22 protein-coding genes are annotated in these 26,232 nt (G+C 63.3%); 6 read left to right on the top strand and 16 right to left on the bottom strand.

What is annotated here, in order from left to right:
- Positions 1-161: 161 nt before the first annotated feature.
- The 9 genes from GXP39_09145 to GXP39_09105 all read right to left on the bottom strand — a co-directional run bounded on the left by GXP39_09145 (position 162) and on the right by GXP39_09105 (position 10,510).
- Positions 162-1,682: a hypothetical protein gene (locus tag GXP39_09145; protein NOZ28201.1), complete on the bottom strand. Its 1,521-nt coding sequence runs from the start codon at positions 1,680-1,682 to the stop codon at positions 162-164.
- Between the two features lie 360 nt (positions 1,683-2,042).
- The gene (locus GXP39_09140) at positions 2,043-2,597 is read right to left on the bottom strand and encodes a glycosyltransferase family 4 protein (protein NOZ28200.1); all 555 of its coding nucleotides are present in this window, start codon (positions 2,595-2,597) and stop codon (positions 2,043-2,045) included.
- A complete protein-coding gene (locus GXP39_09135; GenBank protein ID NOZ28199.1) occupies positions 2,543-2,962 on the bottom strand; it encodes a glycosyltransferase family 4 protein in 420 nt (139 codons plus the stop codon). The genes GXP39_09140 and GXP39_09135 overlap by 55 nt, the downstream gene beginning before the upstream one ends.
- 71 nt (positions 2,963-3,033) lie before the next feature.
- Positions 3,034-3,960 carry an SDR family oxidoreductase gene (locus tag GXP39_09130; protein NOZ28198.1) on the bottom strand — a complete coding sequence of 309 codons (927 nt, stop codon included), beginning with the start codon at positions 3,958-3,960 and terminating at the stop codon, positions 3,034-3,036.
- 179 nt (positions 3,961-4,139) lie between these two features.
- Entirely contained in the window at positions 4,140-6,608 is a 2,469-nt protein-coding gene (locus GXP39_09125; GenBank protein ID NOZ28197.1) for a hypothetical protein, read from the bottom strand.
- Between the two features lie 162 nt (positions 6,609-6,770).
- Positions 6,771-8,033: a glycosyltransferase family 4 protein gene (locus tag GXP39_09120; GenBank protein ID NOZ28196.1), complete on the bottom strand. Its 1,263-nt coding sequence runs from the start codon at positions 8,031-8,033 to the stop codon at positions 6,771-6,773.
- A complete protein-coding gene (locus GXP39_09115) occupies positions 7,990-8,691 on the bottom strand; it encodes a glycosyltransferase family 2 protein (protein ID NOZ28195.1) in 702 nt (233 codons plus the stop codon). The genes GXP39_09120 and GXP39_09115 overlap by 44 nt, the downstream gene beginning before the upstream one ends.
- An 89-nt stretch (positions 8,692-8,780) precedes the next feature.
- Positions 8,781-9,755: a prephenate dehydrogenase/arogenate dehydrogenase family protein gene (locus tag GXP39_09110; GenBank protein ID NOZ28194.1), complete on the bottom strand. Its 975-nt coding sequence runs from the start codon at positions 9,753-9,755 to the stop codon at positions 8,781-8,783.
- Positions 9,756-9,880: 125 nt separating this feature from the next.
- Positions 9,881-10,510 (bottom strand): site-2 protease family protein, encoded by a 630-nt coding sequence (locus tag GXP39_09105; GenBank protein NOZ28193.1) that lies wholly within the window; start codon positions 10,508-10,510, stop codon positions 9,881-9,883.
- 396 nt (positions 10,511-10,906) lie between these two features.
- Between GXP39_09105 and GXP39_09100 the strand changes: the two genes are divergently transcribed.
- Complete coding sequence (locus tag GXP39_09100) at positions 10,907-11,467, top strand: TlpA family protein disulfide reductase (GenBank protein ID NOZ28192.1); 561 nt, start codon at positions 10,907-10,909, stop codon at positions 11,465-11,467.
- Positions 11,468-11,476: 9 nt separating this feature from the next.
- Complete coding sequence (locus GXP39_09095) at positions 11,477-12,235, top strand: prolipoprotein diacylglyceryl transferase (GenBank protein ID NOZ28191.1); 759 nt, start codon at positions 11,477-11,479, stop codon at positions 12,233-12,235.
- Here GXP39_09095 and GXP39_09090 read toward each other — a convergent pair.
- The 7 genes from GXP39_09090 to mtaB all read right to left on the bottom strand — a co-directional run bounded on the left by GXP39_09090 (position 12,210) and on the right by mtaB (position 18,674).
- Positions 12,210-13,139, bottom strand: a complete 930-nt coding sequence (locus GXP39_09090) for a nucleoside hydrolase (protein ID NOZ28190.1) — start codon at positions 13,137-13,139, stop codon at positions 12,210-12,212. The two genes, GXP39_09095 and GXP39_09090, sit on opposite strands and share 26 nt — an antisense overlap.
- 65 nt (positions 13,140-13,204) lie before the next feature.
- Positions 13,205-13,573 carry a diacylglycerol kinase family protein gene (locus GXP39_09085; GenBank protein ID NOZ28189.1) on the bottom strand — a complete coding sequence of 123 codons (369 nt, stop codon included), beginning with the start codon at positions 13,571-13,573 and terminating at the stop codon, positions 13,205-13,207.
- The gene (ybeY, locus tag GXP39_09080; protein NOZ28188.1) at positions 13,570-14,055 is read right to left on the bottom strand and encodes an rRNA maturation RNase YbeY; all 486 of its coding nucleotides are present in this window, start codon (positions 14,053-14,055) and stop codon (positions 13,570-13,572) included. The genes GXP39_09085 and ybeY overlap by 4 nt, the downstream gene beginning before the upstream one ends.
- Entirely contained in the window at positions 14,042-16,273 is a 2,232-nt protein-coding gene (locus GXP39_09075; protein NOZ28187.1) for an HDIG domain-containing protein, read from the bottom strand. Before GXP39_09075 ends, ybeY begins: the two co-directional genes overlap by 14 nt.
- Before the next feature lie 65 nt (positions 16,274-16,338).
- Positions 16,339-16,788 carry a GatB/YqeY domain-containing protein gene (locus GXP39_09070; protein ID NOZ28186.1) on the bottom strand — a complete coding sequence of 150 codons (450 nt, stop codon included), beginning with the start codon at positions 16,786-16,788 and terminating at the stop codon, positions 16,339-16,341.
- 240 nt (positions 16,789-17,028) lie between these two features.
- Positions 17,029-17,376, bottom strand: a complete 348-nt coding sequence (locus GXP39_09065; GenBank protein NOZ28185.1) for a histidine triad nucleotide-binding protein — start codon at positions 17,374-17,376, stop codon at positions 17,029-17,031.
- Entirely contained in the window at positions 17,373-18,674 is a 1,302-nt protein-coding gene (gene mtaB, locus GXP39_09060; GenBank protein ID NOZ28184.1) for a tRNA (N(6)-L-threonylcarbamoyladenosine(37)-C(2))-methylthiotransferase MtaB, read from the bottom strand. The genes GXP39_09065 and mtaB overlap by 4 nt, the downstream gene beginning before the upstream one ends.
- 623 nt (positions 18,675-19,297) lie before the next feature.
- On the opposite strand from mtaB, the gene GXP39_09055 reads away from it, so the two are divergent.
- From GXP39_09055 to acnA, 4 genes are all read left to right on the top strand, one after another.
- The gene (locus tag GXP39_09055) at positions 19,298-20,686 is read left to right on the top strand and encodes an extracellular solute-binding protein (GenBank protein ID NOZ28183.1); all 1,389 of its coding nucleotides are present in this window, start codon (positions 19,298-19,300) and stop codon (positions 20,684-20,686) included.
- Between the two features lie 70 nt (positions 20,687-20,756).
- Entirely contained in the window at positions 20,757-21,674 is a 918-nt protein-coding gene (locus GXP39_09050; protein NOZ28182.1) for a sugar ABC transporter permease, read from the top strand.
- Between the two features lie 35 nt (positions 21,675-21,709).
- Positions 21,710-22,618 (top strand): carbohydrate ABC transporter permease, encoded by a 909-nt coding sequence (locus GXP39_09045; protein NOZ28181.1) that lies wholly within the window; start codon positions 21,710-21,712, stop codon positions 22,616-22,618.
- Between the two features lie 678 nt (positions 22,619-23,296).
- A complete protein-coding gene (gene acnA / locus GXP39_09040; protein ID NOZ28180.1) occupies positions 23,297-26,002 on the top strand; it encodes an aconitate hydratase AcnA in 2,706 nt (901 codons plus the stop codon).
- Positions 26,003-26,232 lie beyond the last annotated feature (230 nt).

The following is a 26,232-nucleotide window of genomic DNA, read 5'->3' as shown; positions in this document are numbered from 1 at the left end:
GGTAGATTCAGCGAATCTGGATATCGCAAGCGAGATCGACTCTCCGGAGATGCGCTTATATCGCCGTGGTTTCGAGGCAGCTATCCGGGCGATCGCGGAGGCATTCGGCCTAAATTACCGTCCCCCAAAGAAGCAAGACGCCATCACGCGCACCATAGACGTCACTCCTCGCTACCATCGCTGACTGCCGGTGGTTGTCCGGCTGGCGCGCCTCCCATATCGGGCGATCCAATGATGATATGAGCATTGGGGTTCTCCATCAGTTGCTCCAGAGCTCCAACCAAGCGCATTCCAGTCGATTTATCCTCCGCGACATGAGCCATTAGCCACGCCATCAAACGCGCAACTCGATCCACTTCCTGAGAATCCAATGTCTCACGTGCCAAAGCGAGTGCCGCGATGAAGTCCTCGACTGCCCTACGTCGTGCGGCTAACCGCACCGACTCAAAGGCATACGCTCGCTTGGCATCTACCTCCCCCTGAACTACGCTGATCACCTTGTTTCGGTCCGCAACCCACGAACTCAAAACCCAATCCGGTATCTCCTCCGGTAAAGTCATTGCTGTAATTTCCATCGCCGTAATTTGCACCCCCCAGTGTCTCGTTCGCTGGCGAACTTCCTCAAAGACGATTTCGGAGACCATTTCCAGCGCAGCCGAATCAATCCCTGCGTCAATCTTCCCATCAGACTCCTCACCAGATTCTTCAAGAGGAAACAGATCCTCCAATGTGCAACGGCTGATAGCACGACGCGCCGCTCGCTCCACCACCTCCGCAATAGCCTCATCCCACTTCGCCGGGTCCGGGACTATCTGTAACATACGTTCCAGATCTGACCGACGCGTCGGATATAAATCATCCCGGATAATCCCCTCCCCAGATCCGAAGGCGGATTTGTCAACAGGTGGAAACCGATAACCAACGGCACCAGTAACGCTGGACAGCGTCACACCGTCCTTGGTGAGCACGTCGTGAAACTCCACCTGGATAAACTTGGGTTCCAAGAGGATCACGTGTCGCACACGCTCAAATGGCTTCAAGCGAATGACCCCAGGCTCCCGAATCCCGGTGATCTTCCCCCCCCACTCCAACACAACGGCTTGACAGGGACGCACGATCAAGAGCCCCGGCCCACCCAAGCGCCGTAGCACCCCCATTCTCGCATCTCCACGGATCTCCCCCTTTTCAACGATCATGAACGGCCCCTGGAGCCCCAACGCGAGCGTAAAGAGCTGGCGTATAACCTCCATACGGCCAAGATCACCTATTGGGTGGGCTCGTAACAAAAGATCACCGCTCATGTAGGCCAGGATCCAAAGCCCGGAGGCCAGCAACCCGGTGGCGGCCAACAAACATACAAACCACAAAAGGATCGCATAGGCCAAGTCCTTAGACATCTCAATCTGGCCGAGGCGTATGCCTAGAACGATGGGAGAGACAACAATCAATACCCCAATGCTCAGAAAGATAGACGAAGCACCAAAGAGCGCCAACCGACGGACACGCCGAGGGGCGACCAGCACGACACCGCCCGACAGCAGGCCGGCGCTGATCAACAAACGCGGAGACATGGGCAGGACAGAGGCGAACAAGGTCGAAAAGCCCAGTACGATCAGGAATATCCCAGAGGCTATGGAAAGGCTGCGATGCTGGGATTTGGATTGAGACGTACCCACGCTCATGATCCGCCTCCTGACAGATGGGGAAAACGCACCCTTCCCAAATACCCAGGGCCCTCAAGGAGGACCTCTCCCTCCACCTATATCATAACACATTTTGTTGACCACGGGAATAGAACAAGCTTTCTTGCTCGACCAACCCGAATCTACAAGCGATGGAGGCTCATCAAAGAGAGGAACGCCGCTCCCGGGCGCACGGACAAATAGATCTCACGAACCGCTTTTGCTCGCAAACAGGTGATGGACAGATCCTCCGCCTGAGCTCCGACCTGGATCGTCCATCGGGGTCAAGAGGGGTAGGTCAGGGAGAGAAGACAAGAGAGCCTATGACGTCTAGAGGGTAGCCTGATAAGGCCTCCGATATCAGACCTCGGGCGGGAAGCCCACCGACATCGCCTCCAGCGCGGGGAGCCCAAACCCCTCATAGGTGGGCACGAATACGAACACCTCGGCCAGCGCGTACAATGCCGGCTTGTCCTCCTCCGCGATCCAGCCGGGGAAATGCACCCACGCCTCGATCCCCAGCTCACGCGCCAGGCGACGAGGATCCGGCGTGAACGGGGTATCCTGGCTCGGCAGCCGCCCCGCGATCACCAGCGGCGTGTCGCGATGCCGCCCCTGACGCACCAGCCGGGCGTACGCCTCCAGCAAACGCGGCACATTCTTGCGCACATCGAAGCCGCCGAAATAGAGGATGAACCGATGCGGTAGCCGATACCGCTCCCGCACCCGCTGCAGGTCCTCCCCGGTCAAAGAGCGGGCATATCGCTCGTCCGCAGCTAAATACACGGTGCGGACCCGCTCCGGTGACACACCCAGATGCTGTACGATATCCCGACGCGCCGCCTCGGAATCCGTCAGGATCAGATGAGAGCGGCGAGCGGTCCGGGAGACCAGCGCTGTGTACAATCGCTGCAACGGGCCGCCCCGAACAGCGGGATCAGATCGTGCACGGTGACGACGACGCGACACGGCCGCCACCACGGCGATCCCCAATAAGGCACGTGGGCTATCTCCACTCCCAGCCGCCGACACGCCCATGGAAACGCGATCTGCTCGAACCAGACCTTGGCCAGGTCGATCTGCACGCGATCGAACGGGGTGGCCACGCGCACGAGCCGCCAGCCGGGCACATCCTCTGTGGAAGATGCGTGTCGGGGCAGGATCAACCATCGCTCATCGCCTGGGGAGACGCGCGGCAGCCAACGCACCAACCCGTGCAGCACCTGCCCGCTGCCCGTGCCCATCTGGCCCCAAAACCAGCCGTTGAGAGCGATCCGCATGAGGATTCCCCTCGCACAAATGAATTCGGCGGCCCGCGAACGAGCCGCCGAACACTCGCCACCCTCGCCTCTTATCCCTCACGATGGCGGAAGAACTCCACCGTTCGGGTGAGGCCTTCCCTCAGAGGAACCGTCGGCTCCCATCCCAACTCCTCGCGCGCCTTGCTGGCATCCAGGTAGATACGGAACACCTCGCCCAGCTTCGGCGGGCCATAACGCGCCTCCCCCGGATACCCGATGATCTCCTTCAGCTCCGCGAAGATGGTGTTGACATCGGTCGGGACGCCGGAGCCGATGTTGTAAATCCCCTCACCCTGCTCCAAAGCGATCACATTTGCCCGGGCGATGTCACCCACGTAGACGAAATCGCGCTGCTGTTCGCCGGTGCCGTTGATCGTCGGCTGCTTACCCTGCAGCATCAAGCCGGTAAAGATCGCCACAACCCCCGCCTCGCCCAGGGGATCCTGGCGCGGGCCATACACGTTGGGATACCGCAAGACCACGTAGGACAACCCATAATTATGTCGATACAGGTACAGATAATGCTCCACCACATGCTTGCTGGCACCGTAGGGATCCAGCGGATTGATCGGGTGATCCTCCGTGACCGGCAGGAACTCCGGTTCACCGTAGCAGGCTCCCCCCGTCGACGCGTAGATGAAGCGACGACATTCGTGCCTGCGGGCCGCCTCCAGCAGCGCCAGAGAGCCCAGGATGTTCACCTCGCCATACTCAATGGGCTTCTCCAACGACTCGCGCACGTTCGCCAGCGCGGCCTGGTGACAGACGGCATCCGGCCGCTCGGCGGCGAAGACCTCCTCCACCGCCTCCTGGTCCCGGATGTCCACCTCGTAGAACTTCGCCTTGGGATTCACGTTCTCCCGCTTGCCCGTGACCAGGTTGTCGATCACCGCCACCTCGTGCCCGGCATCGAGGAAGGCATCCACAACGTGAGAACCGATGAATCCAGCCCCCCCTGTAACCAGGATCTTGCTCATAAGCGCTCCTCTCGCATTGGAAAGTTTCTCGAATGATACGGAGAGCCGGGTGCCACGAGCCATCCGCCTGAGCACTCGTCCTGCTCCGCACCGGCATATTGCCCGTTCCTACGCTCGACGATCCCCCCTCTTCGTTTTCCCCCAGCGCTCTCTGTGACTTCACAGCAAGGTGCGGGTCATCACCGCTTCTTGCGCCCCTTGACCTCTTCCTGGTGGGTGACGAGCGGGATGAACGCTTTCTGATCCCGCCGGATCACCCGAATGCGATCGAGGACGACCCGATCCGCAGGCAGCCGCTCGCCGTCCGGGCCATAGGTCGCCGGGCGGCGCCCCTCCGCGTCGTACAGGCCGACCGCCAGCGCATACGTGCCGGCGGGAAGATCGGGTGGCACCCGCACTACATGCTCGTCGACGATGCGCTCACCGCGATCCCAGAGGCCGGTGGGATACGTTCCTCCGGCAGGCGGGCCGTCCCCAAACGCCACAGGCCCATCGGGACCCTCCAGATGCACGAACACCTGGTAGTCCGTCGCAGGCCTGCTCAGCGCGCGCCACGTCAACGTCACGGTAAAGGTCTCGCCCGCCGTCACGGGCATGATCTCAGCCTGCCAGTCCCCCTCGCTGAGCCAGGCGATATCATCCAGCCGCGCCAGCCCGGTCTCCGGCAACGGCTCTGTCGGCGGCTCGGAAGGCGCCAGCTTGATGCGGCCGAAAAAGACGCCCCCACCCAGCGGATTGCCGTGCGCATCCGTGACCGGAAGATGCTCCCGGGTGTCATCGTCCATGAACAACGCCACCTTAATGTGTCCCATGATCGGCCGCGTGATGGGCTCCCGCACGACCACCCAGTAGGTCTCCCGGAAGACATCCCCCGGGCGCCACAACGTCGTGGCGTAGTTCCCGCGCCCCGGATAAATGTTGGTCTCCCCTACCTTCACACCCCTCGCGTCCACGACGTGGACTCCAACCGTATAGTTGCGGTCCAACGGCTTCAACACACGCCAGAGCAGCCGAACGCCCACAGCCTCCCCGGGGGACACGGTCTCCGGCCAGATCGTGTAGGCGATCAGCTCCGCGTTCTCCCCAAAGCGCGCCCCCAAAGGCCGCTCGTCAGGAGCTAAGGTGACCTGTGTAGAGAACGCCGGCGGCGCATAGGCGGCTCGCAAAGGGCCCGCCGCCGTCCACCCGGCGAAGAGGAGAAACGCTCCGCCCAGGACAGCCATGGTGAAGCGCAGGCGACGTCCCGAAGACCATGCGCCGATCCCCCACACGAGAAGGAAGCTGATCGCCGGCAACACGGGCAACAGATAGCGGCCGTGCAGGCGTCCCTCTCCGGTGCGCAACGCCTTGTATGCGCCCACAAGCCAGGCCACCATCACGAGCCCCAAGAGCAGCAGGCTGATCCACACCGTCCGCTCGATTCTGCGGGCGAACAGAGATCGGCTCAACCGCAAGGCGATCCCCGCGACCGCCATGAGGCAGAAGACGGCCAGCACCTGGTAGACGAGCTTGGGCAGCCCCAGGTTGCCCCAGCCAAAGGAAGCCCAGTACGTCTCAAAGGAGTACACCGCAGCCTGCCACAGACGCTCTCGCGTCAACCAACTTAGATCGGTTCCACCCAGGCTGCTCAGATCGCTCACGAACCGATCCACAAGATTGGGATAGCGCGTGATGAAGCGGCCGTAGCGCACGCGGTTGCTGATCAGCCATCCACCCGTGAGGAGGAAGACGACGATCCCCGACCCCAATAACGCCCGCGCCAGATACCGCACCTCCCGCTCCCGGGCCAATCGGACGAAGCCGATGAGGAAACAGAGCGCGACGAACGGCGCCAGCACGAGCCCGTTATATTTGGCCAGGATCGCCAGGCTGAGCCATAGCGCTGCCCCGCCCCAGTTCCTCAAACGTCGTGGAGACTGAACAACGCGAAGGCCGTACACCAGGGTCCACGCGCCGGCCGCGGTGACCAGGACATCATTGTTCACCGTGCTGGCCGCAAACAGGAACTGAGGGGAAAAGGCGGTAAGCGCCAACGTGCCCCAGGCCAGCTCCGGCCGCCCCGGAGCGATGGTTTGCGCCAGCCGGTAGACGCCGGCCAGGGCGACCAGCCCCAACACAGCGGATAGCAGGCGGATCAGATGGACGGCCAGCACCGTGCCCCGATAGGGGAACGACTCCTCCGGGCCATGGACGGCGAAGTTCACCCCGCCCACGCCGGTGCTACTGTGGACGTACGGATTGGGCACCGGCCACAGGTTATCGCTGATGTCCACCGGCGATATCACCGCCGCGGCCAGGAGGTAGTAAAGCGGCGGCTGGCTGAACTGATGCCACTCCCGAGCTGGCCACTTCCGTCGGGCGAACAGGGGGGGACGCTCGGAAGGCTTACGCTCCGTGGGATCGGGCAGCGCGTGGTGAGTGACGATGTAACGGGCGTACCGGTAATGCGCCCACTCGTTGTCAGCCTCCCACAGGGGGATGATCACCCCATAGCTGACGGCCAACACCAGATATCCCAGCACGATCGCGAGGACGCCACGAGACCGGAGAGCGGCCAGGCTCCACTGCCACCATCGGATATACAGTCGATGGGCCTGCCGTGGGAACATCGTCTCGGTGGCGACCGGCCGTTCGCTTAGCCCTTGCATGAGCGACCTTCGTGAATGGCACCCTTCATGATGCAGGTCCGAGCCACGCCTGCACCCACGCCGGCGGTCTGCGATCCCACAGGGCGGGGGATGACCCGCTCATCGCCCGAACATGCAGAAAGGCGGATCATGCGATCCGCCGGCCTTGACTTACGGGAAGCATTATAGCACGTCCCCAGGGGCGCCGCAAACCTCCGTGTAGGCATCCAGTATTTGCCGCGCGGCCACATCCCAACTGAACGAGCGCACGGCGCGCTCGCGCAGCATCGTCCCAAGGCGGCGCGCTCGCGCCGGGGAAGCCAGCAGGGACCGGATCCCCTCGGCAAGCTCGGCGGGATCCCCCGGACGGGCATAAATCCCCCACTCACCCAGATACTCCCGATGCACCGGGGTGTCAAAGGCGACCACCGGCAACCCCGTCGCCATATACGTCAGGATCTTCCCACTCCCCTCCGTCTCGGAGAGCTTGGTGGCCACCGCGAGGGTGCCCAGCCGCAGACAGGCCGGGGCGTCCTCGAACGGAATCTGCCCCGTGAACGTGACGTGCTCTTCAATCCCCAACGCCCGGGCCTGCCGGCGATAACGATCCACGTGAGGGAATCCCATGATCAGGAAATGCGCGCGAGCATCAGGAGACGAATCCCCCATCTGGAGCAGGATGCGCGCGGCCTCCAACAGCAGATCGATGCCCTGATAGGGAGCCAGCAGACCCAGATAGACCACCAATGGCCGATCGGCGGGGAGATGCCAGCGAGCGCGCAGGGCTTCCAACCGGGAGACATCCTCGACCGTGGCCGGGTGGAACTGGCGGGGGTCCACGCTGTCCGGCACGGCGCGCACGCGGCGGCGCGCCACCCCGAACTGGGCGGACAGGAGATCCACCGCATGTCGGGAGCTGGCCAGGATCAGGTCGGGCCGATGATCGATCCAGCGCTCCAGGCGGCGCCATGCGCCGACCAGGAGCGAGCGCCTGGAGAGAAAGCCGTGATCGAGCATCTCGCTGGTGAGGCTGCCCTGAAAGTCGAAGACCAGGGGGACCCGAGCCAGGCGGGCGGGGAACAGCCCCAGAAGCGCCCCTTCGTGCAGAAAAGCATGGACCACGTGGGGGCGAAACCGCCAGGCCGCGCTCAAGACGACCGGGAACAGGATGGCATCCAGGAGGATCTTGCGCCAGGAGGAGCCCACCGGCATCTGCCGATGACGACTGAGGATAGGCGGGCGTGTGATCCGCAGGTCAGGCACATCTCGCCCCGCCGGATATGTGACGATTCGGACCCGGTGGCCACGCCGCTGGAGGGCCTCCGCATGGCCGCGAATACGCACGTGGCACCCGTAGTCCGCGAAGAAGCCAGTAGGTGCGATGAACAGGATGCGCAGGGATTTAACCTTCCCGCCAGAGTTGCATTCGGAATTGCCAGAGTTCACGAAATGCCCGGGAGATGACATCCCACCGCGCGCCGGTTGGCGACCCGGCTTGCCTGGGGAGATGGCTGACGGGCACCTCGACGATGCGATACCCCGCCCGCTTCGTGCGCACCAGCCACTCCGCGCTGAAAGTCGCCCCACGAGATCGGATGCTCGGCCCGACCGCCGCGAACACGTCACGCCGGAACAGCTTGAAGGCGCAGTCGATGTCGCGCGCCGTATAGCCGAACAACAGCGTGACTAGGGCGCTCCACCCGTGGCCAAACAACACACGCAGGAACGGATCGCGTCGGGGGGCACGATAGCCCACAACCATGTCCGCCTCGTTCAAATGGGGCAACAAGCGATCGATCTCTTCCAACACGAACTGGCGATCGGAATCGGTGAAAAGGATGATCTCCTTGGTGGCGTGACTGATGGCCGTATAGGCAGCCGCCCCGTATCCCTGGTTCACCTCGTGATGGACCGGCTTCAACTCCGGATACTGGCGAGCGAGTTCCTCCAACACCTCGCCGGTCCGATCCGTGCTGCCATCGTTGGTGACGACGACCTCCAGATCATCGCAGCGCTCCCGCATGATCCTCACCACATCCGCGATCATGCCGGGGAGATTCGCCTCCTCGTTATAAGCGGGCATGCACACAGACAGGCTCCGCACCGTCTGCCGCTGAGCGCCCTCATCCGATCGCGTCGTTGACGTCGTGCTCTGCACGATCCGACCCCTCCATCACGAGGGGGCTTGAAAGCCTATCCCTCTTGCTTACGGGAGCGTCCACCGAAGCCGAACAGGCCACGCCAATAGCTCCCCATACCGCCGACATCCACAGGTTCCCGGTCCTCCCACCGACCGGATGCCTTCTGCCGCAGCCACTTATCGCGCGCCTCCAGCACCTGCTGGAACGTCGCCTCCAACGTCTCCCCCTCATCATCCGCCATCCGCTGACGCCACTGTTGCAGGTTGTCGATCAACGCATCGATCCAATGGATGATGTTCTCCCGATTGGCCAGCATCATCGCCCGGTAGGCGGATGGATCGTCGGAGGTCAGATGCGTCACGGACCGATACTGCCCCCCCGCCAGCTTGCGCATCTCCCGCCATGGGGAGGTCAATGCCGTGATCTCCAACAACGCGGCCGCCACGATGGACGGCAGATGGTCTACACCGGCGGTGAGGCCGTCATGTTCGACGGCGTCCAGGAACAGCGGCTGCGCACCCACCCGGCTGACCAGGTCGGCGGCGACTTGCACGGCCTCGGGAGCCGCCGTAGATGTGGGGCACAGACAATAGATCGCCTCATGCAACAGCTCCGCCGAGGCGGCCTCAACGCCCGTGGCCTCCTCCGGAGCCCCCACGATCGGATCTCCGCCGATGAAATGCACATTTTGGGGAAGGAGCTCCTCGGCCCATTGAAGCACGGGAACCTTGATGCTGGCCGTATCCGTGACCACGCAGCCGGGCTTCAACGTATCCGCGATCGCCTCCAGCGTATCGCGGATCGCCGTCATCGGCAGAGCCAGGATCACCAGGTCCGCCTCCTCGCAAGCCCGAAGCAGGTTCCAATCCGTACGATCCACCGCTCCGGCCTTTTTGGCCGCGGCCGCGACCTTGGGTTCCCGATCGTGCCCGACCACTTCAAACTCACGATTCCCGCTGCACAACGCCATGCCCAAAGAGCTCCCCACGAGCCCCAGGCCTACAATCGTGATCTTTGCCTTAGCCATATCCCCTCTCGATCAGCGGGCGCTTCAGGACGCCCCGCACGTTTCTCTCCCCAAGAAAATCCTCTCCCGCCTTGATGCACCACGCGAAGGCGCGAGAGCGCTTCTGAAAATCCACCGCCCGACGCCTATCCCAACAACAACCGCACGGTCGCCGTCACCGGCGGCCCCAGGATCAGCCCCAGCAGATTGATCGGCAGGATGATCAAAACCAACAGGATGAAAGGGCCATAAGGGGCCAACCTTCGGAAGTAGTAAGCCAGATTGGGCGGCAACAGCCCCGTTGCGACCTCAAAACCATCCAGCGGGGCGATCGGCAACAGGTTAAAGAAACACAGGACGACGTTCAGGAAGATAAATTCCTGAAAAAAGAGCCCCGGGCTGGGTAGAATAGCCCAGATCCCCCCCTGGAGCCCCCATAACGATGCACCAGAGATCCGTATCGCCCAGGCGGCCAGAAACGCCAAGAGCAGGTTGGACAGTGGGCCGGCAGCCGCCACCAGAAGCCTCCCCCACCGCTGATCGATACGGATATTCCAGGGGCTCCAACGCACCGGTTTGGCCCAGCCGAACCCCGCGACGACGAACATCAAGGAGCCCAATACATCCAGATGGGCCAGTGGATTGAGCGTGAGACGACCATCCCGTCGCGGGGTGGGATCGCCCAGCCGGACCGCCACCCAGGCGTGTGCTAACTCATGAAAACTCAACGCGATCACCAAAATCACAAGCCGCGAGAGCAACAGCGGCAAGGTCATTCCAGAAAAGGGCACGGGCATCTCCCTGCGATGAATTGGCCAGATCGAGGCCGGCTACCTTGGCCTAACGCCCAGACACCCATCGGCCAAATCCATTATATCATACCTCATCCCCTGGCCCAAGCGGTCTCGTGGCCGGACGGTATGACTACGTAACCCTTTCTGAGAGCGTGTCTGAAGGGCTCTCCCAGCTGCCAGCCCCACAGGGAGGTGGGAAGGGGTTCTTCCCTCCACGGAAATCCCACCTTTCCGGCCTGCACTGGCCCTTCTCAGCCCTTTCTGCAGGGATCCAGGCCGAGGAGGGGCAGGTCAAAGGTGAAAGAAAGGCTTCTTCCGGAGGAGCTCCCCGTGGCAGGAACAACGGGATCTCCCAGACACGCTCGGAGGAGTTTTACCATGCAAACGACGGAGACAAGCGCCTCGATTCGCTCCCAGGCGAGATGGATTCTCCTCGCCCTGGTGGCCCTGATCGGGCTGCTGTGGATCCAGACGAATCGGGTACAATCGGCCGAGACCCCTCTCGGCCGCGGGGCCAGAGTGGGATTCCTGGCCCCGGATTTCACGCTGGAGGGGATGGACGGACAGCCCATGTCCCTCCGTGACCTGCAAGGGAAGGCCGTGATCCTGAACTTCTGGGCCACCTGGTGTCCCCCTTGCAAGGAGGAGATGCCCGCGCTGGAGAAGATCTATCGCGATCACCGCGAGGACGGCGTGGTCGTTCTGGGGGTCAATCAGATGGAAGCTCGCCCCCAGGTGCAGCGCTTCCTGGAAGAGTACAACCTGACGTTCCCCATCGTGCTGGACACCCGCGGCGAGGTAGGGCGCCTGTACCGGGTGCGAGCGTACCCCACGACCTACTTCATCGACGCGCGGGGAGTGATCCGGGATATGGTCATCGGGGGCCCCATGAGCGAGGCGTTGCTCCGGAGCAAGGTCGACGCCCTGTTGGGGAGATAAGGAGACCGCATGTTACCTGTCATCCAGGTCGGCCGGGTGGCGCTCCCCACCCAGCCGCTGATGCTGTTGATCACCTTCTACGCCGGCCTATGGCTGGCCAGCCGGGAGGTCACCCGGCGCGGCTTCGATGGGGAGACCCTCTGGAGCGCAGGGTTCCTGGGGCTGGCAGCCGGCCTGATCGGCGGACGGCTGGCCTATGTCATCCAGCACTGGTCCGCCTATCGAGAGGACCTGGGAGCGATCCTATCGCTGACGCCGGGGACCATCTCCTTCTATTCGGCTCTGGTCGTGGGGCTGGTGGCCGCCCTTGCGTACCTCGCCCGAGCTCAATTGATCCGGGTGGAGGTGCTGGACGGGATCGCTCCCGGCGCAGCATTAGCCCTGGTACTTCTCAGCCTGAGTAACTTCCTCAGCGGGGAAGCCTTCGGGACCCCTTCCGACGTGCCGTGGGCCATCCCCCTATGGGATGCGCGCCGACATCCGGTACAGCTCTACGAGGCGCTGGCGTTGCTAGGGGTCCTGGCCATACTGTGGTGGCGACGAGAACGGGCACGCCCAGGCTGGATGGCCTGGGCGCTGGTGCTGGGCTATGGGTTAACCCGGCTGGCTTTTGAGCCGTTCCGGGCGGAGCCGTGGATCTGGGAAGGCGGCTATCGAGGCTTCCAGGTGCTGGGGCTCATCGCGGCCCTGGTGGCGCTCTGGGAGATCACCCGTCCCTCTCCCTCGGGCGAGGAGCCCAAGATCACGCATCCGGACGAAAGCCGCTGACCTGCTCCACGTAATAGCGCACGAAGGCGTCCGCCTCCACAGCCAGCGCGACCCGGGCGTTAGCGGGCGCTTGTGCCGACGCGCGTCGCACAACCGTCGCGCCGTCCGTGATCCGCCCTTCCGTCTCCACATCCACGCGCAGGTCCTGGCAGGTGACGAATGGCATCCCCATAGCGGTCGCGGCCGCCAGCGGATCGTGCAGGGCCGTCCGATCGCGGCCGACGAATCGGAGCCAGCGATCGACCAGCCGCCCCAACGCGGCGTGGAACGGTGTTCCCGCCGCCGTCACCCGCCGCATGTCCTCCCGCGTGATCATGGCCTGCATGGTCACATCCAGCCCGATCATGGTCACCACCCATCCCGCCTCGAACACGATGCGGGCGGCCACAGGATCACAGCGGATGTTGTGCTCGGCCACGGGCAGGTCCAACGCGTTGCTCGCGACGCGAGCGACGCCCCCCATGCTGACCACGGCCTTCACCGCCCGAGCCAGCCGTGGCTCGCGACGCAACGCCAGGGCGATATTCGTCATCGGGCCGATGATGACCAGCGTGATCTCCCCCGGCCGGGCCATGATCGTATCCACCAGCCAATCCACCGCGTGGGTCCCGCGAACCGGCTCATGCCACTCGTCCCCCTCCAGGATCCCTTCGCCCTCGTGGCCACCCCACCAGACGGAGCGATCCAGGGAGAGAGGCTGTCCCGCGCCGGGAAAGACGGGGACATCCGGACGGCCAGCCAGCCGCAGCAACTTCTGGGCGATGCGTGCCCGGCAGGCGACGTCTCCATAGACGGTGGACACGCCCACCAGCTCGACGTCGGGGTGGCTCAACAAGAGCGCCAGAGCCAGCGCGTCGTCCACATCTGATCCGATGTCGGTATCCAGGATGATCGGGATCGTCATGGGTCCTCCAGGGATATAGGCTCTTGCATGACGGCCACGCGCGGTGCGATCTCCCAATTCAGGGTTCAGAACGGCACCACAGATAGCAAACGAGGGCCAAAGATGAGGAGACCGATCACGACGGAGATGGCGATGGCGACGAGGACGCTCGCGGCGGCGGCATCTTTCGCGACCCGAGCCAGCGGATCCGGATCACGGATGGCGACATCCACCGCGTGTTCCACGGCGGTGTTCATCATCTCCGCCGAGAGGACGATGCCAATGGCGACTACCAACAGGATCCACTCCAGCCGAGACACCCGCAGCCACAGCCCGGCAGCGATCACCATCGCCGCGATGATGATCTCGATTTGAGCGTTCCGCTGCGTGCGCAGCACGTGGACCACGCCGGACAGCGCGCAGCGGAAGCTCTGCCAACGGTTCAAATCGCTCATGATATCGGAGGTAACGCGTTGAGTATGGACTCCTGGCGCCGCCACATCTCCCTCCGTTCCTCCTCCGTCAAATGGTCGTATCCCAGAAGATGCAGCGTCCCGTGGACGACCAGGAGACGAAGCTCGGCTGCCAGCGAGTTCCCCTGCTCGGCAGCCTGACGCGCCGCAAACGGCACCGAGATCACGATATCGCCCAGGTAATGGCCGGCCTCCGGTGGGACGACGAAGGAGGGATCCCCCTCTTGCGCGCCAAAGGCCAGCACGTCGGTGGGAGCGTCCACGCCCGCATACGTCCGATTGAGCCACCGCACGCGAGCATCATCGGTGAGCACGATGGTGATCTCGCCGTCCGGGTACCCCTCGGCCGTCAGCGCCGCCTGGGCAGCACGTTTCAGATCCTCCTCGTCAACGGCGACATCTATCTGGAAGTCGCTTTGGACTTCCACGTTCTCCGACGTCTCCGTAGGCTCATCCCACGCCATTGCCCGGACTCCTGTTTCCATCGGGGGGGATCGGTGATGCCCGCCGCTCCGTCGCCGAGGCGACCTCCTCCCCCTGAGCGACGCCTTCGACGGCCGGCTCCGCGGGCTGCTCGGCGGGCTGCGTCGGCTCGGGGTACTGGATGCGCGGGTGGTGAAGGCCCTGCAACGTGCGCACGAAGGCCTGCCGGATGCGATCCAGGTCCCGCAACGTCAGATCGCACTCGTCCAGCTCGCCGTCAAGCAGGCGCTTGCGGATGAGCCTGGCCACGATCTGATCCAGCTCCTCGCGCGAGTCGGGCCGGGTGGCCCGTACGGCGGACTCACACGAGTCCGCCAACATGACAATGGCCGTCTCCTTGCTGCGCGGCCGCGGGCCGGGATACCGGAAGGCCGCCTCGTCCACCGTCTCGCCCTCGCCCGCCCGCTCCTGCGCCCGGTGATAGAAGTAGCTCACCAACGTGGTGCCATGATGCTCCGGGATGAAATCCTGAATTCGCGGCGGCAGATGATACTTGCGCGCGATCTCCAGCCCGTCCTTGACGTGGCTGATGATGATCTGGGCACTGGTGTATGGATCCAGACGATCGTGCGGGTTGGCGCCATCCGCCAGGTTCTCGACGAAGAAGTAGGGGCGCAGCGTCTTGCCGATGTCATGATAGTAGGCGCCCACCCGGGTGAGCAGAGGATCCGCCCCCACCGCCTCTGCGGCCCGCTCGCCCAGATTGCTGACCAGGATCGTGTGATGATATGTGCCGGGCGCCTTGAGCAATAGCTGCCGCAACAGGGGATGGGTCGGGCGGGAGAGCTCCATGAGCTGCAAAGAGGTGACGATGCCAAAGACGGAGCCGAGGAGGAACAGGCTGATGAGCGTGATGCTGGCGGAGAGCCCGCCGTTGGCCATGGACGTGCCGACCAACGACGTCAGGGTGGTCGCGTCCAGCGGCTCCGTCGGCAGCCGGAAGACCAACAACACGGCGAGGTTCGTGAGGGCGACGGAGACGCCGGCCCACACGAAGGTGCTAAGCCGCTCTCCACGGCCCAGGATGAACGCCCCCACAAGGCTGCCCGTCAGCAAATAGGTGACCAAATCCGGAGAGCCGGAGGTCAAATAGGCGACGATGAGCGCCAGGCTGATCGTCGCCAGGATGGAGACCCGCAGATCCAACAGGGCGCTCAGCAACATGGCCATGGCGGCCATGGGGAAGAAATAGGAGAGCAGGGAGTCCTTGGCGATCATCACGCGGGCCAGGACGATGAAGCTGAGCATCAAGGTGGCCAGCAAGGGAGGCCACCGCCGCTCCGTCCAGAAGGACGGGGCCAGCCGATACAGGTAGACGCCCAACACGGAGGCGATGAGCAAGACGAAGAGGACGGCCTGCAGGAGATCCCGGCGCGAGGTATGGGATTGACGCAGGCCCAGCGCCTCCAACGCCTCGATGTGCTCGGGGCCCACGACGTCCCCGGCCCGCAGGATGATCTCCCCGGCCTCCAGAGTGCGGGTCTGGGGAGGCACCCGATTGCGCGCGGCCTCCCGCTCGGCCTGCGTGCGTTCGGCGTTGAAGAAGCTGTTCGGGCGCATCAGGGTCTGCACCAGCTCGATGGTGACCGCGGCCTCCTCATCGGTGAGGTCCAGGCTGACCAGGCCGGGCACCCGCCGCTGATACAGCTCCAACTGGTTCTCGCGGATCTCCTCCCGCATGATCCGGTCCAGGACCGTCTGAACCTCGTTGGCGACGCGACGCCAAGAGTCCTCATCCAACGCCAACAGCAGCTCAATGGTAGAACGTGACAGGGAGATGTCCGGGATCGCGTTGATCCATGCGACCCGCTGCTCCGTGCTGGCGTACTCATCATGGCGCACGCTGTCGATGAAGTCCAGGACCTCCCGCGCGCGGGCGAGTTGCTCGCGCCGCACGCGCGCCTCGGGGGGATCGTACACATCAGGCACGGCCGCAGCGGCGCGCTCGCGCGCCTGCTCCGTCAGCACCTCGCTCTCGTACGTGATCTGGCGAGGCGATCGGATATCCGTGGGACTCACATCCCCGACGGAGAGCGCGACCTGTCCATTCAGCGGGATCGGAAAGGCGAGGGTCAGCGAGGCACCGGCGGTGAAGACCACCCCCCAAAAGATCGCCTGAATCCGCCGCCACCAGACGGTATCACGCAGGCGAACGGACGCTTTATCCGATTGTTGAGCCGTGGACTCTGTCTGTACCACGCGTCACTCCGATGGTCGGGCGACCGCGCCGCCCAGGGATCGCCACTATCCGCACGCCGGATGGCTCATCCCTGCTCCAACAGGCGGCGCACGATCTGATTGACCAGACGGCCATCCGCCCGACCTCTGAGCTCGCTCATCAGGCGACGCATGACATTCCCCATGTTCGCCTGACCCGCGGCCTTCAGCTCATCGATGACCTCTCGCGCCCGAGCCTCGATCTCCTCCTCCGTCAGCTGCCGTGGGAGGTAGGCCTCCAACACGGCCAGCTCGGCCTCCTCTTTGGCCACCAGATCCGGCCGCTCCCCGCGCTTGAACTCCTCGATGGCCTCCCGCCGCATCTTCGCCTCTTTCGCGATGATGGCCAGCACCTCACCCTCGTCCAACGAGGCCATCTTCTCCACCTCCGCGTTGCGGATCGCCGTCTTCACAGCGCGAATGGCCAGCTTACGAGGCTCGTCCTTGGTACGCAGGGCCTCCTTCAGATCCTCGTTCAGGCGATCGATGAGCTTCATCTTTTTATCTCCCCAATCTCTCCGGGCTTCGCGGCGTGAACGCCGCCGCCCCAAGGATACCGCCGATACGCGAAGTACAGAAAAGGGCGCCCACATACCTCCGATGTCCTGCAGTCGGGCTAGCCGTCTGACATAAGAGGAGGGGCCCCCTAGTCACTTTGCACAAGGAACCATACGATCGCGATCTGCAATTGTCAGACCGGGGGGATTATACCCGCCGACACCCCCCGCGTCAAATCATTATCCGGGAGGCCAACGCATGCGACGGCCGCCCAGCAGATGGAGATGGATGTGATACACGGATTGCCCGGCCTCCGGCCCATTGTTCAACACCAGCCGATACCCTCCCCGGGCGATCCCCTCCTGCTCGGCCAGATCACGAGCGATCAGGAACAGCCGGCCGATCAGGGCGGCGTCCTCCGGCTGTAGGGCAGAGACGGCAGGGATATGACGATTGGGCACGATCAGAATGTGGACCGGAGCCTGGGGGTTGATATCCCGGAAGGCGGTCACTTCCTCGTCCTGATAGACGATGTCGCCGTACGCCTCACGACGCACGATGCGGCAGAAGATGCAATCGTCCTTCATGCGAGCACCTCTCCCCAAAGAGCATCCCCATCCAATCGAGCCAGCCGCACCGGGGTGATCCGGTTATGCAGGTTCACATCGGAGGGCACCAACGTCAGGACGCGCAGGTAATGATCCGTCAGCCCGGTCCACACGCGATATCCGGGCTCGGCCGCCCTCCGCCCTTCTCCCTCCCACAGGACCGGGCGGACCCGGCCCAACTGCGATCGACGGGCCGCCCGGCCGGCCCGAACGTCCAACTCCCGCATGATCGCGCTCCGCTCCCGCTTCACCGCGTCGGGCACCTGGTCTGGCATCCGGGCCGCCGCCGTCCCCGGCCGCGGGGAGTATGGGAACACGTGCAGATGGGCAAACCCCATCGATTCGACAAAGCGGTAGCTCTGTTGAAACTCCGCGTCCGTCTCGCCCGGGAACCCGACGATGATATCCGTGGTGATCATGAGGTCAGGGATGCGATCCCGCGCGGCCTCCACCAGGCGGGCATAAGCCTCCGCCGTGTACCGGCGGGCCATGCGGCGCAGCGTGGCATCACACCCGGACTGCAAAGGCAGATGCAAATGCGGACACAGGCGGCCATCACTCTCGGCCCACAGGTCGAAGAACTCCGGCGTCAGGTCCCACGGCTCCAGAGAGGAAAGGCGCAGCCGTGGCAGACGGGTCCGTTGCAAGATCGCCCGCACCAGCGTGGCCAGATCGCCACCCAGATCCCGGCCATAGGAGCCGAGGTGGACGCCGGTGAGCACAGCCTCCTGATATCCCTCCGCCACCAGCCGATTGATCTCATCCACCACCAGATCCACAGGGCGGCTGCGCTCCTCGCCACGAGCGATGGTGACGATGCAGAATGTACAGCGATTGTGGCAACCGTCCTGGACCTTGACGAAAGCGCGCGTGCGGGTGCTGGCGAAAGGCGAGCGATCCGGCCGGGTCAGCTCCTCCGCCGGCAACTCGGGGAACTCCCGCGCCCAGGCCTCCAGGAGCTCGGCCAGCCGATCCTTCCCCTGGTTATCCACCACCAGGCGCACCTGGGGCAGACGCTCCACGGCATCCGGGGAGAGGGTGGCATAACAGCCGGTAATGGCCAGCCGGGCGCGCGGGTTGGCCCGCGCCATGGCACGGGCCAGGGAGCGAGACTTGGCCTCGGCGGTCACCGTCACCGCGCAGGTATTCAGCACGCAGACATCCGCCTCCTCTGGAGAGGCGACCACGTGGTGGCCGCGCGCCATGAGATCCCGGGCCAAGCGCTCCATCTCGCTGTAATTCAGCCGGCACCCCAACGTCTCCAGATACACCCGCATACGCGATCCTACACCCCGCTTATCCGATCGACATGTGTCTCATGCTCTCACTCAAACCGTGAGAGCATACCATCGAGTGAGCGTCACTGTCAAACAAAGGCATAGGGAAAACGGCCCTCATCCCCCAACATCCCTTCTCTCGAGCTCGGGAGAAGGGGGCTCTTCGGTGGGGGGTGGGGTACGTCTGGCCACGTCGTGTGCTGGGGAGAAATCCGAGAAGGCATATGCAGACACAGCTTCTTGCCGTGTCTCACGGGGCCGGCTTTGCCTATACGGCTTCGTGTCTTGGTGCGGGTGGCGGGAGGCAGCGCCTTTCGCCACTCGAAAGGCCAATCTCGAGAAGCAGGCCAATCCTCGTCCCTGCAGGTGTCATGGATGCCGACATGAACGCTGGACTTTGAAAAGGCCCTGGGGAAAAGGGTTGACAACTGCCCGACCGGGTGGTATAAGATATGTGAATCCTCGCATAACCGTCGGCATACAGCCTATAGTTACCAACTCAGAAGGCACTCTTCAAGCTCCCGGGGGGAAAGGAGGTGAAACAGGGAGTCCCTATCCTCTGCATACCATCCTCTATTGCTTTCCTCTTCAACACATTTCCTTCCGCCAGCAGGAGGTAAAACATGGCGAATGAAAGGATCAGCCGACGGAGTTTCCTCAAAGTAGCCGGGGGCACAGTAGGAACGTTGATCCTGGCCGCGTGCGCTCCAGCAGCCCCGTCTGAAGCGCCGAAACCCGCTGAAGAAAAGGCACCCGCTGCGGCTCCGGCCGAGGCCATCGTCATAGATTGGTGGCATGGCTGGGGCGGCCAAGTAGCCCTGGAAACCCTGCAGAAGGTCGCCGACGCGTTTAACGAGCAGAACACGGGCTTCCAGGTCAAGCGCACCCAGGTCGCCAGTGTGAGCGACAAGCTGCTCACGGCCATCGCGGGCGGCACGCCACCAGACGTAGAGACGGGCAACATCGCCTACTCCGAGTTCTACTCCCGCGGGGCCATGCAGCCGCTGGAGGACTACCTGAACGCCTCGTCCATCGATCGGGAGGATATCTTTGACTCCTCCTGGGACTACGCGAGCTGGCAGGGTGTCATCTACGGGATCCCCTCCGTCGAGAGCTTCCTGCGGTACGCGCTCTCCTTCAACGTCGATCTGGTGAAGGCGAAAGGGCTAGACCCCGAGTCGCCGCCGCAGACCTTTGACGAAGCCTACGAGTGGCACAAGATCCTCACCGAGCTGGATCAGGCCGGGAACGTGGCTATCCTGGGCTTTGACCCGATGGACGCCATGGGTGGCTCATGGGGCGGTGGAGATCCGTTCTACTGGGGCGCGGCCTACAACAAGAAGGCCTTCGACGAGGACACCGGGACCTACCACGTGAACGAGGATTGGTTCATTGAGGTCCTCGCCACGATTCAGAAGTTCTATGATCTGGTGGGCGCCGAGAAGATCGATGGCTATCGCAACAGCTATGGTACATGGACCGAGAGCCCAACATCCAGCTTCCCGGCCGGTGTGGAGGCCATGATCATCAATGGGTATTGGCAGCCCGGCGAGCTGGCCCATGCCGCACCCGACAAGACCTTCGGCTATGCCTGGATGTTGGTGCCTGCCGACCGCAAGGGGAAGAAAGTGCAATCCACCGGCGGCCACAACTCTCAGATCCCCAAGGGGGCCAAGCACCCCGACGAGGCGTTCAAGTTCATCGAATTCCTGCTCACCGACAAAGCCATGGATATCATCTACGATGGGACGGGTTGGATCGGCGCCCGAAAGTCCTACCTGGCGCGAGTGGACACCTCGCGATATCCGGGTCTCGACTTCTACATCCGCTCCGCCACCGAGGCAGACGAGATGCACGGCATGCCCGTCGATCCCATCGAAGGGTTCACCGGCAACCAGTGGTGGGATGCCGTATCAGCCGTGACCCATCACAGCAAGACCCCACAGGAAGCCGCGGCTGATATGCAAGAAGCCCTCACGAAGGAATACGCCAAGCGCTTCGGCGGCAGCTGACCCCGACTTAGAGCTGGCCAGCCCTCCCCGGGTTGGCCAGCTCTCCACATTTCGAACAGAGGTGCACACAATGTCCATCGTAGGCCCATTGCGGCGAATACACCGCACTGAGATCCGCAACTTCACGAAGGGGATCGCCTTCATCTCCCCCTGGCTGATTGGTTTCCTCGCGTGGACGGTTTACCCTATCCTGGCATCCTTCTACTACAGTTTCACCCAGTATGACGTGCTGAATCCACCGAAATGGGTCGGCCTGCGTAATTATCTGGAATTGCTCTTAGAGGATGAGAAATTTCGCATTGTATTGGGAAATACCCTGTACTTCGTCCTTCTGGGAGTTCCGATCGGCGTGGTCGTCGCTTTCGGGCTGGCCAGCCTCCTAAACAACGAGATGAGGGGGCGATCCTTCTTTCGCACGATCTTCTTCCTGCCCGCCATCGTGCCCGCCGTCGCCACCGCCATGGTCTGGCTGTGGATCTATAACCCCCGTTATGGATTGATCAACTCCATCCTGGCCAGCCTGGGACAGACGGCCATCCCCTGGCTTTCCTCGCCGGCGATGGCCAAACCTTCGCTCATCATCATTCATGCATGGGCACAGGGAAGCGCCATCGTGATCTTCCTGGCCGCGTTGCAGGATGTGCCCAGATCCCTTTATGATGCCGCCCTTGTGGATGGCGCTAACGCCTGGCAACGATTCTGGAATGTCACCATCCCTATGTGCACGCCGGCTATCCTGTTCGTGCTGATCACCAGCTTGATCGGCATGTTCCAATACTTCACCCTGGGATGGCTTCTCACAGGTGGCGGCCCCAATCTGGCCACAGAGTTTTATGGCATTTATCTCTACCGCAACGCTTTCCAATTCTTCAAGATGGGATACGCTTCCGCACTGGCCTGGCTGCTGTTCCTTCTCGTCGTCGTTTTTACCATTATCGTCTTCCGCAGCTCGGCTAGATGGGTGTATTACGGCGGAAGCATGGAATAAACATCCTGCAACCATAGACACAAGGGTGAGCCAGCATGAGCGAAACCACGGTCAAGCGAACTCTATACGCACCCTCGATTGACGAGCGCGAAGCAGCTCAGCGACGCAAGCGCCGCCGCAAGTTGATTCGATCCATCATCCTCTACACGACCGTCTCCTTTTTGAGCTTGGTCTTCGCATTGCCCTTCCTGTGGATGCTTTCCACATCGCTCAAAGACGATCCACAAGTTTATCGCGTCCCTCCGGTTTGGATCCCAAATCCGGTTCGACTTCGAAACTACCCAGAGGCTCTAACGAAGCAGCCCTTTGACCTGTTCTTCCTGAACACGCTCAAATACGCGCTGCCCTCCGCGTTCGGGGCCGTCGCATCCTCCGCCCTGGCGGCTTACGGCTTCGCACGGCTGCGCTGGTGGGGACGTGACATCCTGTTCTTCATCTGCATCGCCACGATGATGGTCCCCTTCCAGGTCGTCATGATCCCTCTGTACATTATTTTCAAGGACTTCGGGTGGCTCAACAGCTACAAAGCGCTGGTGATCCCCACCTTCTTCGGCAACGCATACTACATCTTCCTGCTGCGTCAGTTCTTCCTGACCATTCCGCAGGAGATCTCCGACGCGGCCCGGGTCGACGGCGCAGGTGAGCTTGGGATCTTCCTGCGCATCATCCTTCCGCTTTCCAAGCCGGCCCTGGCCGTTGTAGCGCTCTTTCAGTTCATGGGCGCCTGGAACGACTACCTGGGCCCCTTGATCTACCTGAATCGCGAGGAACTGTACCCCGTAGCGCTCGGCCTACAGCTATTCCGCAGCCAGTTCCAAGAGAAGCTCGTCTGGCCCTATCTGATGGCCGCCAGCACGGTCACCATTCTGCCCGTGATCCTGATCTTCTTCTTCGCCCAGCGCACGTTTGTAGAGGGCATCACCGTGACCGGGTTGAAGGGATAAATACGCCGAACCCGCAAAGGCTCGACTCACAACCGCTCGATCACCCAACTTCCACCACCCGCCATGGGGGCCGAACTATTCGGCCCCCATTGGTATCAGATTAAGCGATACGGAAGCGCGGCCCCGCATCTCCGGGGTGGCTCGGAGGGGCTACCGCCCCTCCGAAGAAATCTATTTTCAGCCCCTCACCTGCCCCGTGGGGCCGGAGGCCACCGGCCAAAGCTCCAAACCAGGCGGGGAAAAGGCGAGAGAAAGCGTTTTTCTGCAGAGGGGTTTCCTCCGCACCACCCCTTTCAGGCGCGACCGCCCGTGGAGGGAAAAAGCGACAGGCGGGGGCTTCGCTTATGCTGTTCAGTTGATGCGAATAGGGGCCGAACCATTCGGCCCCCTTCTCGCGAACACCGGCCCCGCTCGCTTTCCCGCCCACGCCCCCCAGGCGACGCCACGTGGAGACGTGAGCTGAGCGTGAGCGTGCTACAGCCCCATCGATCTACCCCCGGAGAGGCCGATCTCTCCAACGATAAGCGAGCCCCTTGTGTTCATCTCCCTCACCGGGCTGCTGTGGTCTCCTCCATATTCCCACGGCGCTTCACCTTTTGGACGCCCGGCAGGTTTCTGCGTATACTGTCATCAGTTTCGACCCTTTGCCAAGCGATCTCGTTCCATGGATGGTGTGATATGACGAAATCTCAGGATGTCTTCGGCGCTCGCTCGACGATCGAGACGGGAGAGGGCCCGGTAACCATCTATCGACTTTCCCGCCTGGAAGAGACAGGCCTCGCGCCCGTATCCCGCTTACCCTTCTCCATCAAAGTGCTCCTGGAATCCGTCCTGCGTCAATGCGATGGCTCGTTGATCACCGCGGAGGACGTGCAGGCTCTGGCGCAATGGGCCCCGGGCCACGCATCCGATCGGGAGATCCCCTACAAGCCCGCGCGTGTGCTTCTGCAAGACTTCACCGGCGTGCCCGCGGTGGTGGACCTGGCGGCGTTGCGCTCCGCGATGCACCGCCTGGGCGGCGATCCCCAGCGCATCAACCCCCTGGTCCCCGTCGACCTGGTCATCGACCACTCGGTCCAGGTGGACTATTTCGGCGCGCGCTATGCCCTGGCCTACAACGCCCAAAGGGAGTTCGAGCGGAACCGAGAGCGCTACGAGTTTCTGCGCTGGGGCCAGCAGGCCTTCGACAACTTTCGCGTCGTCCCCCCCGCCACCGGCATCGTCCACCAGGTCAACCTGGAATACCTGGCAAAGGTCGTGCAGACCCGCTCGCAGGACGGGGAGACCATTGCCTTCCCCGACACCCTGGTGGGCACCGACTCGCACACGACCATGATCAACGGCCTGGGTGTGCTCGGCTGGGGAGTGGGCGGCATCGAGGCGGAAGCGGCGATGCTGGGGCAGCCCATCTACATGCTCGTCCCCGAAGTCGTGGGCTTCAAGCTGTACGGGCAATTGCCCGAGGGCGCGACGGCGACCGACCTGGTGCTGACCGTGACCCAGATGCTGCGAGCGAAGGGCGTGGTGGGCAAGTTCGTGGAGTTCTTCGGACCCGGCCTGAGCCGGCTGAGCCTGCCCGACCGGGCAACCATCGCCAACATGGCCCCGGAGTATGGGGCGACGATGGGCTTCTTCCCGGTGGACCAGGAGACGCTGCACTTCCTGGCCAGCACAGGCCGAGACGAGGAGCTGATCGATCTGGTGGAGCGTTATACAAAGGAGCAGGGGCTCTTCCGAACGGACGACATGCCCGATCCCGAGTTCACCGACGTGCTGGAGCTGGACATGAGCACGGTCGAGCCCAGCCTGGCGGGCCCCAAGCGTCCCCAGGACCGCGTGCCCCTGCGAGAGATGAAGCGCACATTCCTCGCCGCCCTCCGGGAGACGTTCGGCCGGGCCCCATCCGACGCGTCGAAGGACATTCAGCCCGTCGTGGAGATCCGCCTGGGCGACGAGACGGCGCAACTCCACGACGGCTCGGCGGTGATCGCCGCCATCACGAGCTGCACGAATACCAGCAACCCCTCCGTCATGATCGGGGCCGGCCTGCTGGCGAAGAAGGCGGTGGAGCGCGGGCTGCGCGTGAAGCCGCACGTGAAGACGAGCCTGGCGCCGGGTTCCAAGGTGGTCAGCGAGTACCTGCGGGCATCCGGCCTGCTGCCCTACCTGGAGGCGCTGCGCTTCCACATCGTCGGGTTCGGCTGTACCACCTGCATCGGCAACAGCGGCCCCCTGCCGGAGGCCGTGGCTCAGGCCATCCACGAGCACGATCTGGTTGCGGCCGCCGTGCTGAGCGGCAACCGCAACTTTGAGGGGCGCATCAGCCCCCACGTGAAGGCCAACTACCTGGCCTCGCCGCCGCTGGTCATCGCCTACGCCCTGGCCGGTCGCGTGGACATCGACCTGATCCACGAGCCTTTGGGCTACGATCCCAACGGACAGCCTGTCTACCTGAAGGACCTCTGGCCCACCCAGGAGGAGATCCAGCAGGCGATTCGGCGGTCCCTCCGGCCGGAGATGTTCCGACAGCAGTACGCCAACGTCTTCGGCGGCAACGAGATGTGGAACGAGATCGCCATCTCCGAAGGGGAGCTATACGAATGGGATCCGGAGTCCACATATATCCAGGAGCCGCCATTCTTCGTGGACATGCCCCTGGAGGTGCCATCGCTGCAGAGCATTCGGGGCGCCCGGGTGCTGGCGCTGCTGGGCGACTCCATCACCACGGATCACATCTCGCCCGCGGGCAGCATCGCGCCGGAGAGCCCGGCCGGACGATACCTGATCGAGCGGGGCGTGCAACCGAGCGACTTCAACTCCTACGGCTCTCGACGGGGCAATCACGAGGTGATGATGCGCGGCACCTTCGCCAACATCCGGCTCCGGAACCTGCTGGCGCCCGGCACGGAGGGCGGGGTGACCATCCACCTGCCCACCGGCGAGCAGATGAGCATCTACGACGCGGCCATGCGCTACCAGGAGGAGGGCACACCTCTACTGGTCCTGGCGGGCAAGGAGTATGGCACGGGCAGCTCCCGGGACTGGGCGGCCAAGGGCACCTACCTGCTGGGAATCAAGGCCGTGCTGGCGGAGAGCTTCGAGCGCATCCACCGCAGCAATCTGGTCGGCATGGGGGTGCTCCCCCTTCAGTTCCGGGAGGGAGAGAGCTGGCGATCTCTGGGCCTGACCGGGCGTGAGATCTACGACATCGAGGGGATCGACGACGGGCTGCAGCCCCGCCAGGAGCTCACGGTGCGGGCCAGAGGGGAGAGCGGGGAAAAGGTGTTCACCGTCATCGCCCGGCTGGACACCCCCGTCGAGGTCGAATACTATCGCAATGGCGGCATCCTGCACACTGTGCTACGCCAGATGCTCACACGATAGCCATCACCCAACGCCGTACGAGACAAGCGAGGGCCGCGTCGACGGTTCGTGGACGCGGCCTTTTGTTGTTTTGCGCTCCCTCGAAGCCGGCAAATGGAGTTACCGCCTCGGTGAAAATACGGCGGGGAGGTTTAGGGGCAACTTTGGATACGCCGCCCGTCGCTCGTGTTCTGTTGGCAATGCCCTTGGGGGATGGTATAATGCGGCCGCGAAACGCGAGATTCCAGAAT

It is taken from the genome of Chloroflexota bacterium, assembly GCA_013152435.1.
In the GTDB taxonomy this organism is placed as follows: domain Bacteria; phylum Chloroflexota; class Anaerolineae; order DUEN01; family DUEN01; genus DUEN01.
This window is presented reverse-complemented; position numbering and strand designations above follow the sequence as displayed.

Excerpts from the sequence above, each read along its gene's own strand:
- GXP39_09145 (NOZ28201.1), bottom strand. The coding sequence starts at position 1,682 with ATGAGCGTGGGTACGTCTCAATCCAAATCCCAGCATCGCAGCCTTTCC.
- GXP39_09135 (NOZ28199.1), bottom strand. The coding sequence starts at position 2,962 with ATGCGGATCGCTCTCAACGGCTGGTTTTGGGGCCAGATGGGCACGGGC.
- GXP39_09130 (NOZ28198.1), bottom strand. The coding sequence starts at position 3,960 with ATGAGCAAGATCCTGGTTACAGGGGGGGCTGGATTCATCGGTTCTCAC.
- GXP39_09125 (NOZ28197.1), bottom strand. The coding sequence starts at position 6,608 with ATGCAAGGGCTAAGCGAACGGCCGGTCGCCACCGAGACGATGTTCCCA.
- GXP39_09110 (NOZ28194.1), bottom strand. The coding sequence starts at position 9,755 with ATGGCTAAGGCAAAGATCACGATTGTAGGCCTGGGGCTCGTGGGGAGC.
- GXP39_09105 (NOZ28193.1), bottom strand. The coding sequence starts at position 10,510 with ATGACCTTGCCGCTGTTGCTCTCGCGGCTTGTGATTTTGGTGATCGCG.
- GXP39_09100 (NOZ28192.1), top strand. The coding sequence starts at position 10,907 with ATGCAAACGACGGAGACAAGCGCCTCGATTCGCTCCCAGGCGAGATGG.
- GXP39_09095 (NOZ28191.1), top strand. The coding sequence starts at position 11,477 with ATGTTACCTGTCATCCAGGTCGGCCGGGTGGCGCTCCCCACCCAGCCG.
- GXP39_09090 (NOZ28190.1), bottom strand. The coding sequence starts at position 13,139 with ATGACGATCCCGATCATCCTGGATACCGACATCGGATCAGATGTGGAC.
- GXP39_09085 (NOZ28189.1), bottom strand. The coding sequence starts at position 13,573 with ATGAGCGATTTGAACCGTTGGCAGAGCTTCCGCTGCGCGCTGTCCGGC.
- ybeY (NOZ28188.1), bottom strand. The coding sequence starts at position 14,055 with ATGGCGTGGGATGAGCCTACGGAGACGTCGGAGAACGTGGAAGTCCAA.
- GXP39_09070 (NOZ28186.1), bottom strand. The coding sequence starts at position 16,788 with ATGAAGCTCATCGATCGCCTGAACGAGGATCTGAAGGAGGCCCTGCGT.
- GXP39_09065 (NOZ28185.1), bottom strand. The coding sequence starts at position 17,376 with ATGAAGGACGATTGCATCTTCTGCCGCATCGTGCGTCGTGAGGCGTAC.
- mtaB (NOZ28184.1), bottom strand. The coding sequence starts at position 18,674 with ATGCGGGTGTATCTGGAGACGTTGGGGTGCCGGCTGAATTACAGCGAG.
- GXP39_09055 (NOZ28183.1), top strand. The coding sequence starts at position 19,298 with ATGGCGAATGAAAGGATCAGCCGACGGAGTTTCCTCAAAGTAGCCGGG.
- GXP39_09050 (NOZ28182.1), top strand. The coding sequence starts at position 20,757 with ATGTCCATCGTAGGCCCATTGCGGCGAATACACCGCACTGAGATCCGC.
- GXP39_09045 (NOZ28181.1), top strand. The coding sequence starts at position 21,710 with ATGAGCGAAACCACGGTCAAGCGAACTCTATACGCACCCTCGATTGAC.
- acnA (NOZ28180.1), top strand. The coding sequence starts at position 23,297 with ATGACGAAATCTCAGGATGTCTTCGGCGCTCGCTCGACGATCGAGACG.